At 38.1% G+C, this 12,519-nt stretch carries 11 protein-coding genes and 1 other RNA gene; 4 read left to right on the top strand and 8 right to left on the bottom strand.

The genetic code is table 11. The annotated features are described in order from the left end of the window. Window positions 1–43 precede the first annotated feature (43 nt). The 3 genes from clpB to ssrS all read right to left on the bottom strand — a co-directional run bounded on the left by clpB (window position 44) and on the right by ssrS (window position 3,518). Entirely contained in the window at window positions 44–2,611 is a 2,568-nt protein-coding gene (clpB, locus tag KKW16_RS04010) for an ATP-dependent chaperone ClpB (RefSeq protein ID WP_048953922.1), read from the bottom strand. 128 nt (window positions 2,612–2,739) lie between these two features. Then, window positions 2,740–3,303, bottom strand: a complete 564-nt coding sequence (locus KKW16_RS04005) for a 5-formyltetrahydrofolate cyclo-ligase (protein WP_048953921.1) — start codon at window positions 3,301–3,303, stop codon at window positions 2,740–2,742. A gap of 17 nt (window positions 3,304–3,320) precedes the next feature. Continuing rightward, a non-coding RNA gene (ssrS, locus tag KKW16_RS04000) (6S RNA) lies at window positions 3,321–3,518 on the bottom strand. 184 nt (window positions 3,519–3,702) lie between these two features. Here ssrS and yaaA point away from each other — a divergent pair. From yaaA to pfkA, 3 genes are all read left to right on the top strand, one after another. Continuing rightward, window positions 3,703–4,479 carry a peroxide stress protein YaaA gene (gene yaaA, locus KKW16_RS03995; RefSeq protein ID WP_048953920.1) on the top strand — a complete coding sequence of 259 codons (777 nt, stop codon included), beginning with the start codon at window positions 3,703–3,705 and terminating at the stop codon, window positions 4,477–4,479. Beyond that, on the top strand, window positions 4,472–5,053 hold the full coding sequence (locus KKW16_RS03990) for an HI_0983 family protein (protein WP_048953919.1): 582 nt from the start codon (window positions 4,472–4,474) through the stop codon (window positions 5,051–5,053). Before yaaA ends, KKW16_RS03990 begins: the two co-directional genes overlap by 8 nt. Window positions 5,054–5,159: 106 nt before the next feature. Then, window positions 5,160–6,125, top strand: coding sequence for a 6-phosphofructokinase (gene pfkA / locus KKW16_RS03985; RefSeq protein ID WP_048953918.1), 966 nt, complete (start codon window positions 5,160–5,162; stop codon window positions 6,123–6,125). 87 nt (window positions 6,126–6,212) lie between these two features. Here pfkA and KKW16_RS03980 read toward each other — a convergent pair whose 3' ends face one another. Beyond that, window positions 6,213–6,983 (bottom strand): M48 family metallopeptidase, encoded by a 771-nt coding sequence (locus KKW16_RS03980; RefSeq protein WP_048953917.1) that lies wholly within the window; start codon window positions 6,981–6,983, stop codon window positions 6,213–6,215. A gap of 140 nt (window positions 6,984–7,123) precedes the next feature. Here KKW16_RS03980 and mtr point away from each other — a divergent pair, with 140 nt between their 5' ends. Further along, window positions 7,124–8,380: a tryptophan permease gene (mtr, locus tag KKW16_RS03975; RefSeq protein WP_048953916.1), complete on the top strand. Its 1,257-nt coding sequence runs from the start codon at window positions 7,124–7,126 to the stop codon at window positions 8,378–8,380. An 85-nt stretch (window positions 8,381–8,465) separates the two neighbouring features. Here the strand turns inward: mtr and ychF are convergent, their stop codons facing one another. The 4 genes from ychF to KKW16_RS03955 form a co-directional block, all read right to left on the bottom strand. Further along, on the bottom strand, window positions 8,466–9,557 hold the full coding sequence (gene ychF / locus KKW16_RS03970; RefSeq protein ID WP_048953915.1) for a redox-regulated ATPase YchF: 1,092 nt from the start codon (window positions 9,555–9,557) through the stop codon (window positions 8,466–8,468). Window positions 9,558–9,604: 47 nt separating this feature from the next. Further along, window positions 9,605–10,189, bottom strand: a complete 585-nt coding sequence (gene pth / locus KKW16_RS03965; RefSeq protein ID WP_048953914.1) for an aminoacyl-tRNA hydrolase — start codon at window positions 10,187–10,189, stop codon at window positions 9,605–9,607. A 126-nt stretch (window positions 10,190–10,315) separates the two neighbouring features. Beyond that, window positions 10,316–11,623 carry an MFS transporter gene (locus KKW16_RS03960; protein WP_048953913.1) on the bottom strand — a complete coding sequence of 436 codons (1,308 nt, stop codon included), beginning with the start codon at window positions 11,621–11,623 and terminating at the stop codon, window positions 10,316–10,318. A 47-nt stretch (window positions 11,624–11,670) separates the two neighbouring features. After that, window positions 11,671–12,372, bottom strand: coding sequence for a 7-cyano-7-deazaguanine/7-aminomethyl-7-deazaguanine transporter (locus KKW16_RS03955; protein WP_065265325.1), 702 nt, complete (start codon window positions 12,370–12,372; stop codon window positions 11,671–11,673). Window positions 12,373–12,519 lie beyond the last annotated feature (147 nt).

Here is a 12,519-nt window from a genome sequence, read left to right as displayed (position 1 = left end):
GATAAAGCCATTTAGTATTAACTAAATGGCTTCTTTTAATTGGTTATTGTCTTGTTTGGACTTTGTTATCTATATAATCAACAATGACTTGTCCTGGCAATAAGTGACCTGATAATATTTCCTGAGCTAAACCATTTTCAATTTCTTGTTGAATTGCACGTTTCAATGGACGTGCACCATAAATTGGGTCGTAACCCACTTCACCAATGAAATCTAATAAAGCGTCAGTAAACACCAATTCATAGCCGCGAGTTTCCATACGTTTTGCTAAGCGCTCTAATTGAATATTTGCAATCGCACGAATATTCTCTTTACCAAGCGGATGGAATACCACTGTCTCATCAATACGGTTGATAAATTCCGGACGGAAATGTTGGCTAACAACCGACATCACTAAGGACTTCATTTCGCTATAGCTTTCCTCTTTGTTACCTTGGATTAAATCAGAACCTAAGTTAGAGGTCATGATCACCACGGTATTACGGAAGTCCACGGTACGACCTTGCCCATCAGTTAAACGGCCATCATCCAATACTTGTAACAAGATATTGAATACATCCGTATGGGCTTTTTCTACTTCATCTAACAAGATCACTGAATACGGACGACGGCGAACAGCTTCAGTTAAATAACCACCTTCTTCATAACCAACATAACCTGGAGGTGCCCCGACTAAGCGAGAGACACTGTGTTTTTCCATAAACTCAGACATATCAATGCGCACCATGGCATCTTCACTATCAAACAAGAATTTAGCCAAAGTTTTGCAAAGCTCTGTTTTACCTACACCTGTCGGACCGAGGAACAAGAAAGAACCAATTGGGCGGTTAGGATCGGAAAGACCAGCACGACTACGACGAATCGCGTTTGCGACGGCATCAACTGCTTCTTCTTGGCCAATCACTCGTTTATGTAGTTCATCTTCCATGCGCAAGAGTTTTTCTTTCTCGCCTTCCATCATTTTTGATACTGGAATGCCTGTAGCTTTAGAAAGCACTTCTGCGATTTCTTCATCCGTGACGCGATAGCGTAAAAGCGTCATTTCTTTTCCTTCACTGGTTTCAGCTTGCTCGAGTTGCTTTTCAAGAGCAGGGATGCGGCCATATTGCAACTCAGACATTTTAGCTAAATCACCCGCACGACGAGCTTGTTCTAGTTCGGTTTTTGCAGTATCTAATTCTTGTTTAATATGTTGAGAGCCAGAAAGCGTTGCTTTTTCAGATTTCCACACTTCTTCAAGTTCAGCATATTCACGTTCTTTTTCGGTCAATTCTTTCTCTAACATTTCTAAACGTTTGCGACTTGCTTCGTCTTCTTCTTTTTGTAACGCCTGTTGTTCCAATTTTAGTTGGATAATACGACGTTCAAGACGATCAAGCGGTTCAGGTTTAGAATCTATTTCCATACGAATGCTAGACGCCGCTTCATCGATCAAATCAATGGCTTTATCAGGTAACTGACGATCAGAAATATAACGGTGTGAAAGCGTTGCTGCAGCGACAATCGCAGGGTCAGTAATATCTACATGGTGGTGAATTTCATAACGTTCTTTCAAACCACGTAAGATCGCAATAGTATCTTCTACACTTGGTTCGTCCACAAAGACTTTTTGGAAACGACGCTCAAGTGCGGCATCTTTTTCGATATATTGACGATATTCGTCTAACGTTGTTGCACCCACACAATGTAATTCACCACGCGCTAAACTTGGTTTTAATAAGTTACCCGCATCCATCGCACCATCGGTTTTACCCGCGCCGACCATAGTATGAATTTCATCAATAAAGAGGATAACGCGACCTTCTTCTTTCGAAAGTTCATTGAGAACCGCTTTTAAACGCTCTTCAAATTCACCACGATATTTCGCACCAGCAATCAACGCCCCCATATCTAATGAAAGTACGCGTTTATTTTTCAAACCTTCTGGAACTTCACCATTTACAATGCGTTGTGCCAAACCTTCCACGATAGCGGTTTTACCTACACCCGGTTCACCAATTAACACAGGGTTGTTTTTGGTACGACGTTGTAATACTTGAATCGCTCGACGGATTTCTTCATCACGCCCAATCACAGGATCAAGCTTGCCACTTTCTGCACGAGCAGTTAAATCAATCGTATATTTTTCTAATGCTTGTCTGCTTTCTTCTGCATTTTGATCATTCACGTTTTGTCCCCCTCTAATTTGCTGGATGGCTTGCGAAATTTGTTCTTTTTTCGCACCGCACTTTTTCAAAATATCGCTGAGCGCTCCTCGTTCTTCTAAAGCTGCAAGCAAAAATAATTCGCTTGAAATAAATTTATCTTGGTTTTGTTGTGCAAATTTATCGCATAGATTGAGTAAATTAATGAGCTGGCGTGAAAGTTGTACATCACCGCCATTGCCAATCACTTGCGGCAATTTATTTAGTTCAGTCTTTAACTCATTACGCAATAAAGTTACATTTACGCCACTTGCAGTTAAAATTGGTGCAATTGAGCCGCCCTGTTGATTTAAAAGTGCGGTCAATAAATGCACGGGTTCAATAAATTGATTATCTTTTCCGATAGCAAGTGATTGTGCTTCGCTTAAAGCTTCTTGGAACTTTGTTGTAAATTTTTCAATGTTCATACACTTTCCTCAATTTGGTTTTGGCTTTCGCCGTTTGCCTAAATTAAGTAAGATCGTTTAAAGGGATTTCAAGAGAAAAATTGAAATATTTTTGATTTTATCTATCAATAAAAATTTGATGATAGGTTTCAACCCACCAAAATATCGAATAGTGGGACATCCCAATGCTCAGTGGGAAGATTTTCTACTTGCTGACATTGATGTGCTAAACCTACCGGAATAAAAGATTTATCTTGCCAATTCTGTAACGTGCGATCATAAAACCCACCGCCCATGCCAAGGCGATTTCCCTGTTTATCAAAAGCCACTAATGGCGTGAATAAAATATCCAGTTCATTTAATGGTAAAACATTTTGAACATTCAGCTTCGGCTCCCAAATACCAAACTGATTTTGTTTCATTGGCGTATTAGGTAAATAGTGTAAAAACAATAAATGATGTTGAGTAAAAGGATGTAAAACAGGCAAATACACATTTTTGTTTTGTATCCAAAGGGATTGTACTAAGGTTTTTGTCGAAATTTCACCATCAAAAGAAAAATATAATGCAATATTTTTGGCTTGTCGTTGATCGATAAGATTTAACGCCTGTTGAGTCACTGATTGTTCAGCTTGTTGCTGTTGAAGTGCGGTTAAATTTGCTCGTATTTTTCGAATTTCAGAGCGGATTTGCTGGCGTTTTTGAATATTCATAGAAATGAAAGGAGAAGATAGGACCCAGAGTGCCGCTGCGGGCAGTAGTCCTTGAACCCGACGGTTCAAGGAAATCAGTTGATACCGTTTTCAGGTTTCTTAGCCCAATGAACGAGTCAAAGGTTAAGCCTACACACCAACGATAGGAAACCAATTTATAAGATTTAAAGTATCGGCTCAGGGACATAGCCCACTGACGAACACCCCAGGTAATTCTTATGGGATTATACTAGCCCAATTTTATTAGCTTGACTAGCATTTATTTTTTTATGTTGTAGAGTTGGTTATAAAATGAACCTTGGTGTTTGTGATAGTTTCAAAAAAGACCAAATCATTGTCTGCCTCAGACTATTAACTTATGCTAAAATACCGAGGATTATCTCTGATAAAAGGATGACTATGTTAGCTATTATTTCTCCCGCTAAAACTCTTGATTTTGAAAGTGCGGTAAAAAATTTTTCTGTTTCTCAACCGCACTTTACTGATTACAGCGAACAGCTTATTGAAGTTTGTCGTAAACTTTCTCCGCAAGATCTTTCATCACTTATGTCTATCAGCGATAAGTTAGCCGGTCTAAATGTTGCACGCTTTGCTGAATGGACAAAAATTCACAATGAAAACAATTCCCGTGCTGCATTATTTGCATTTAAAGGAGATGTTTATACTGGTTTAGATGCTGATTCACTTTCTGAGGATGATGTTGCCTTTGCACAATCCCATTTACGTATGCTTTCTGGCCTTTATGGACTTTTAAAACCGCTTGATTTAATGCAACCTTACCGATTAGAAATGGGCACAAAATTAGTCAATCCAAAAGGAAAAGATCTGTACGCCTTTTGGGGAAATGTGATTACCCAAGCGGTTCAACAAGCTATTGATGAACAAGGTGATAATATTCTGATAAATTTAGCCTCAGATGAATATTATAAATCGGTTAAAGAAAACCATCTTAATGCCCAAATTATTAAGCCTGTTTTCTTAGACAATAAAAATGGCAAATACAAAGTAATTAGCTTTTATGCTAAAAAAGCTCGAGGCTTAATGTGCCGTTATCTTATTCAAAATCGTTTAACCGAAATTGAACAATTAAAAGAATTTGATTTAGGTGGTTATTGGTTTGATTCAACATCATCAACTGAAACCGAATTTGTATTTAAGCGAGATATCAATGAATAAAATTTTTATCATATTGACCGCACTTTTACTTTCAGGCTGTGCAACTAAATTAACACAACTTAATATTCCTACCCAAATTGAGCATAATGGAAAAAATTATGTACTTGCGGGTAGTCAAGATTTAGATACGATAGCTCGATATGTTTATGTTGCGAAGCCAGATACCTTAGAAAATTGGCAGTCACAAATAGAAGTGCTTTTTGATCGTAATCATCCTCCGCGTTCAATAACATCGCGTATTGCGTTACGTGAGCGTATTTATCGCAATACGGGGGTAAAGCATTTTCATTTTGATATTGTTCCTGACAAATCTCCTAATGCGACTGAACTAGAGGGGTATGTTGTGTATTCACCAACAAAAGAAAATCCCTCTTGGCAGGTAAATATGATGAGGGGCCGTGATTTGCCTCAGTGTGGTTTTGTGCAGTTTCAATATGCTCAAAAAGTACAACAACCTTATCTTTCAGCTCGTTTTTCTGATGAAAAAGTACGTAAATATATCCAAAAATATATTGTCGAAAAAGAGATTAAGCATTTGCAAGATCTAGAATGGTTATGGGATTGTAAGCATTAATATAAGTGTTACACATAATCAAAATCTTGTAAGATTTCACTAGAGTAGATACCTCAAATGGTGTAATCTTAACAGCATTTTCAATTGAGATTAGAAGTAGAAAATTATGATTAAAAAAATTGCAGTATTAACAAGTGGAGGCGATGCGCCAGGTATGAATGCAGCAATCAGAGGGGTTGTTCGTTCAGCACTTGCCGAAGGCTTGGAAGTGTTTGGAATATATGATGGTTATCAAGGTTTATTTAATAATAAAATTAAACAACTAAACCGTTATAGTGTTTCTGATATTATTAATCGAGGCGGTACGTTTTTAGGTTCCGCCCGTTTTCCTGAATTTAAAGATTCTACTGTAAGAGCAAAATGTGCGGAAATTTTGCGTTCTCATGATATTGATGCATTAGTTGTTATTGGTGGTGATGGATCTTATATGGGGGCAAAATTATTAACAGAAGAGCATGGTTTTCCTTGTGTTGGTTTGCCTGGTACGATTGATAATGATGTAGCGGGTACTGATTATACAATTGGTTATCAAACTGCTTTGCAAACAGCTGTTGATGCTATCGACCGCTTACGTGATACATCAAGTTCTCATCAACGTATTTCAATTGTAGAGATTATGGGACGCCATTGTAGTGACTTAACAATTTCTGCGGGGATTGCGGGCGGATGTGAATATATTGTGGCGTCAGAAGTTGAATTTAATCGAGAAGAACTTATTCAACAAATAGAACGTAGTATTATCCGTGGTAAACGTCACGCAATTATTGCGATTACAGAACTATTAACTGATGTGCATTCTCTTGCGAAAGAAATCGAAGCGCGTGTAGGGCATGAAACTCGTGCAACCGTATTAGGTCACATTCAGCGTGGTGGTTCACCTTGTGCATTTGATAGAATACTTGCATCTCGTATGGGCGCATATGCCGTTGATTTGTTACTTCAAGGCAAAGGTGGTTATTGCGTGGGAATTCAAAATGAACGACTTGTTCATCATGATATCATTGATGCTATTAACAATATGCAACGTGAGTTTAAAGCTGATTGGTTAGAAGTAGCAAAACGTTTAGAATAATCTTTTATTTTATCTTGAGCAGGCGCATATTGTGCCTGTTTTTTTATATTTCAGGGTTAATAATAGAATTTGATTAGTCTATTCTATCTACTTAGAACTTTTATAAAGTTCAATCGCTTTCGGCAATAAACGTCTCAAATTTTCTTGTCGAGACTCATCAGTAGGATGCGTTGATGACAGTGCTGCCAATACACCACCTGTATGGTCAGATGCCGTTTTCATTTTATCCCATAGCCCTGGCGCAGCCTGAGGATTAAAACCTGATTTAGCCATTAACATTAATCCAACTTCATCTGCTTCTGTTTCTGCACTACGTGAATAAGGTTTATCTAAAGCGTAATCTTTTACTAATCCGACAGCCAATCCGCTAGCCTCTTCTCCAATGGTTGTTGAAAGAGCTACATGAGTAAGCTGTGCAGCAATATTGGTGACTATTCCAAAATTTGTTTGAGATTTACCATGTTCTTTTAATGCATGTGCCATTTCATGTCCCATAACAGTCGCGATTTCATCATTAGTAAGTTTTAAACGATCCACTAATCCTGTATAGAATGCCATTTTTCCACCAGGCATTGCCCATGCATTGAGTTGATCCGATTTAATAACATTTATTTGCCATTTGAAAGGCAGATTAGTGTGATTTTCACGATCCGCATAAGGCACCATTTTTTCAAAGATTGAGTGAATACGTTTTGCTGTTGTGGAGCTATAGTCTATTTTACCTCTTACTTTCATTTTATTAATTTCTTGAGTGTAGTTGTGTTCTGATTGTTGGTTAACTTCAGCTGAACTTACGCAAGCAGCAAGAACAAAAGAGTTGAGAAGGATAAAAAACGGCTTTTTATAGTCTTTAAGCATATTGAATAATCTTATAAAAATATCTAGTAAACAATATAGATTGATTATAGGGATATTGTAACCATTTTACGAGAGATAAAATATTGCGTTTTATCATTGCACTACTATAATAGTGCGAATTTTTATTTTGAGAAAAGATTATGACACAAAAAAAACATCCTTCTTTGCTTGGTGGAGCGATGATTATTGCCGGAACAGCAATTGGTGCAGGTATGTTAGCCAATCCAACTTCAACAGCTGGTGTATGGTTTATTGGTTCCATTTTAGCTTTGATTTATACCTGGTTTTGTATGACTACGTCAGGATTAATGATTCTAGAGGCTAACTTGCATTATCCGACGGGCGCAAGCTTTGATACGATTGTGAAAGATTTGCTAGGCAAGGGATGGAATCTTATAAATGGCTTATCGGTTGCTTTTGTTCTTTATATTTTAACTTATGCCTATATAACTTCTGGTGGTGGTATTACGCAAAGTTTATTAAATCAATTTTTGAGATCACCAGAAAGTGCGGTAGAAATTGGGCGTACTTCAGGTTCCTTAATTTTTTGTGTTGTTTTGGCTGTATTCGTTTGGTTTTCTACAAAAGCCGTAGATCGATTTACGACGGTTTTAATTGCGGGAATGGTTGTTGCTTTTTTTCTTTCAACGACGGGATTGCTTAGTTCGGTAAAAACAGAGGTGTTATTGAATACCGTAAGCTCTGGTGAACAGCAATATTTACCTTATATATTGACCGCACTTCCTGTGTGTTTAGTCTCTTTTGGATTTCATGGCAATGTACCAAGCTTAGTGAAATATTATAATCGAGATGCTCAGCGAGTAATGAGAGCAATTTTTATTGGAACCAGTTTAGCTCTCGTTATTTATATTTTATGGCAATTAGCGATTCAAGGTAATTTACCGCGTACAGAATTTGCACCAGTAATAGAAAAAGGCGGTGATGTGTCTGCTTTACTGGAAGCGTTACATAAATATATTGAAACTGATTATATCGCGATTATTCTGAATTTTTTTGCTTATATGGCGATTGCAAGTTCATTTTTAGGGGTAACATTAGGGTTATTTGATTATATTGCTGATTTATTAAAGTTTGATGATAGCTTTCTCGGACGAACAAAAACAACGATAGTGACATTTATTCCGCCTTTGTTGTTAAGCCTCCAATTTCCCTATGGATTTGTGATTGCGATTGGTTATGCTGGGCTTGCTGCAACGATTTGGGCCGCTATTGTGCCTGCCTTATTGGTTCGTGCAAGTCGTAAAAAATTTCCAATGGCAGATTATAAAGTCTATGGGGGAAGTATGATGATTGGCTTTATTATTTTGTTTGGATTATTAAATATAATTGCTCAAGTGGGTATAAATTTGGGATGGTTATCTAGCTTTACAGGCTAGTATTAAAAGATATTAGAATTAAATAAAATGGTCGATAATTTTGTTTATCGACCATATAAATTTTTAATAGAGTGATATTGACGGCTTACACGTTAAAACGGAAATGCATCACATCGCCATCTTGTACGACGTACTCTTTACCTTCTAAGCGCCATTTACCTGCTTCTTTTGCACCGTTTTCGCCGTTGAATTGGATAAAGTCTTCGTAAGCGATAACTTCTGCTCGGATAAAGCCTTTTTCAAAGTCGGTGTGGATTACTGCTGCTGCTTTTGGTGCGGTTGCACCAACTGAAACAGTCCAAGCTCGTACTTCTTTTACGCCAGCAGTGAAATAAGTTTGAAGATTTAAAAGTGCGTAACCCGCACGAATTACGCGGTTCAATCCTGGTTCTTCAATGCCTAAATCTTGTAAAAATTCGACTTTTTCTTCATCATCAAGTTCCGCAATTTCAGATTCAATTGCCGCACATACAGGAACAACAACTGCACCTTCTTTTGCAGCAATTTCACGAACGCGATCTAAATATGGGTTATTTTCAAAACCATCTTCATTTACGTTTGCGATATACATTGTTGGTTTTAAAGTTAAGAAGTTGTAACTCTTAATTGCTTGCAATTCTTCTTTGTCTAATCCAACAGAGCGAATCATTCCCGCATTTTCAAGTACAGGGAGGATTTTTTCCATAACAGAAAGTTCAAATTTAGCCTCTTTATCGCCACCTTTTGCACGTTTTTGTAAACGTTGGATCGCACGTTCACAGCTGTCTAAGTCTGCTAAGGCTAATTCGGTATTGATGGTATCAATGTCATCTTGTGGGTCAATTTTCCCCGCAACGTGCACAATATCGTCATTTTCAAAGCAACGAACGACGTGACCGATCGCATCGGTTTCACGAATATTAGCGAGGAATTTGTTACCTAAGCCTTCACCTTTACTTGCTCCCGCAACTAAGCCTGCGATGTCCACAAATTCCATCGTGGTAGGCAATACGCGTTCAGGCTTAACGATTTCTGCCAATGCATCTAAACGCGGATCTGGCATTGGCACGACACCAGTATTTGGTTCGATAGTACAGAATGGATAGTTTGCGGCTTCAATACCAGCTTTAGTGAGCGCGTTAAAAAGAGTAGATTTGCCGACATTTGGCAATCCCACAATACCACATTTGAATCCCATAATTTTTCCTTATTTTGAGTAAAACGGTTGTAAAAGTAACCGCACTTTTAAATTTTAAAACTGTTTAAACGGTTGGTCGCTTTGACCATTCCATCTTTGAAAATCATTTCTATACAATCAGTCGCTTCATCTAGCACTTTTTCAAGTGCATCGCGATCTGCTGGTGAGGGTTTATTTAAGACGTAACCTGCCACTAAATCACGATGGCCAGGATGCCCAATGCCAATACGTAAACGGTAGAAATCATTGTTATTGCCTAGTTGAGCCACAATATCTTTTAAGCCGTTGTGTCCACCGTGCCCGCCACCTTGTTTGAGTTTTGCTGTGCCTGGCGGTAAATCTAATTCATCATGAATCACTAAAATTTCTTCAGGTTTAATACGGTAAAAACTTGCCAATGCCCCAACCGCTTTACCGCTTAAATTCATAAAAGTTGTCGGTACTAAAAGGCGCACTTCTTTTCCATTCACTAAAGTGCGGGCAGTTTTTCCGAAGAATTTACTTTCTGGATTTAGCGAAACGTTAAAACGACGTGCCAAGCGTTCAATAAGCCATTCGCCCGCATTGTGGCGTGTATCGGTATATTTATCGCCAGGATTTCCTAAACCAACAATAAGTTTTATTTCTGACATTTTTATTTGATGATGTAAAAAATAGTGGCGTATTGTAGCGAAAAAGAGAATGTTTTGAAAGGATAGTCTGTATTGGTAAAGACTGTTATATCAAAGAAAACCCGCTCAAGTGAGCGGGAGATTTGATTAATGGCGACGTTTTAAAGAGAAGAGGGCAATAGTGGAAATTAAGAGGACAAATCCAACACCAATATATAAATTTTGTTTTTCCCAACCACTATCTAAAAGTTTACCTGCAACAGTAGGGGCTAAAATTGCGCCAATACGCCCAACACCGATCGACCAACCTACACCAGTACCACGAATATCAGCATCATAGGTGAGTGGATTTAATGTATATAATCCGCTAATACATCCATTCATTAATGCGCCAACAAGAATGCCGAATACCATTGCTAACCATAAAATAGAGGCTGAACCAATAAATAACATCACCGATGCAGAAGATAATAGGGTAAATAAAATTAATACAGAACGGGCCGTCCAACGACTTGCAAGTAAGCCATAAATTAATGCGCCACAGGTTCCGCCTAGTGAGATCATCATGCCTACACTAACACTTTGTTCGGTGGTCATTCCAGCCTCTTTTAGTAGGGCAGGTGTCCATGAGCTGACAAAATAGAAGCTGAACATAATGGCAAAAAACGAAGTCCAAATTAATAAGGTTGAACGCAAGTATTTTTCACTGAATAACTGAGTAATAGGTAATTTAGTTTTTGTTTTTTCTATTTTAGATGGTAATACCCATCCTTCACCTAAACCAATTTTTTGGGCTATCATATTTAAGCGTATTTCTGCATTTCTAGGCTGCTTGTTCGTTAAGAAATCAATTGATTCAGGTAACCAAATAAGCAAAATAAGAAAGCATAAGGCGGTTAAAATCGCTCCTGCTAAAAAGACGGAGCGCCAGCCATACTCACTTTGTAGCATAACGGAAAACATTCCACCCAATACGGCACCAATACCAAAACCAGCAGCGTATACACTAATGGCAAAACTACGCCATTTTTTTGATGAATATTCACTGGTAATCACATTGGTTCCAACTAAAATTCCACCTACACCAAGGCCTGTAATGACTCGCCAGAAACCGAGCATTTCATATTGGGCAATAAATGCTGAACCTAACATACCAACAGCTGATAAAAATACCGCAATTAAAAGTAATGGGCGGCGACCGATTTTATCTGCTAGTGGAGCAAGGAAAAGTGATCCCGCCGTCATGCCAAATAAACCCGCACTTAATAAATAACCTAACTCTATGCCAGATAGACTAAATTCGCCACGAATGGCCGTTGCAGTAAAGGCAAGTGCGAGGACATCAAAGCCATCTAATAAGTTCATAATGGCAGCCATCACGACAATTAACCATTGATAACCGCTCATCGGGCTTTGTTCAATTTTTTCTCGAAGAGAAAGAGAATGTTGTGTCATTATTGTTCCTTTTTGTTGTTATAAAAGATCATGTGCATATTGCTACATTAAAGGTGCGCAGCGGTAAGTTTTTGCAGTTTTCGCAAGATCATATTTAGCACAATGCCATAAGCTGGCACAAATAGCATAATACCGACAAATAGCTTAAATAAATAATCGACAAAACCAAGTTGAGCCCAGTGTTCAGCCATAAATGGATCGGCACTTTCATAGAATGCAACGCTGAAGAAGACGAACGTATCAGCCATGGAGCCAAATGTCATTGAGCTAGTTGGTGCTATCCACCATGTTTTTAATTGGCGTAAACGGTTGAATACGATGACATCTAATAATTGTCCAACGACATAAGCGGCAAAGCTGGCAATTGCGATGCGAAATACAAATATATTAAATTGGGCTAATGCGTTAAAGCCTTGGAATTGGCTTTCGGAAAATAAAACAGAGACAACATAACTGACAATTAATGCCGGAAACATAACAACGAAAATAATTTTCCGCGCATCTTTTGCACCAAATACGCGCACTGTGAGATCTGTTGCTAAAAATATAAAAGGAAAAGTGAGGGTTCCCCAGGTGCTATGAAAAGAAAAATCATTGGCTGCACCAAGTGCGGTTAATTTTAACGTTATTTCGAAAGGAACCTGCACAAAATAATTGCTAGCTGCAATGATCAGAATATGAAAAAAACTCAGCCAAATAACGGCTCGATATTTTTGTTGTGCATTAAAGATTGGTGTATTTAATTTCATTTTATACCTTTTTAACCTAAGAATCGGGGTGAGGGAACCCGAGATGTTCAAATGAGGCGGTAGATAATACGCAGATTTATTGGGATTGCAAGATAGTATCAGCGAAATAGCATGACAAAAATTTTCATTTTTTCTATGAAATTTATT

This window comes from Haemophilus sp. SZY H8, from assembly GCF_018829755.1.
Taxonomy (GTDB): domain Bacteria; phylum Pseudomonadota; class Gammaproteobacteria; order Enterobacterales; family Pasteurellaceae; genus Haemophilus; species Haemophilus haemolyticus_K.
Note: the sequence above shows the minus strand (reverse complement) of the source record. Positions and strands in the feature narration are given on the sequence as shown.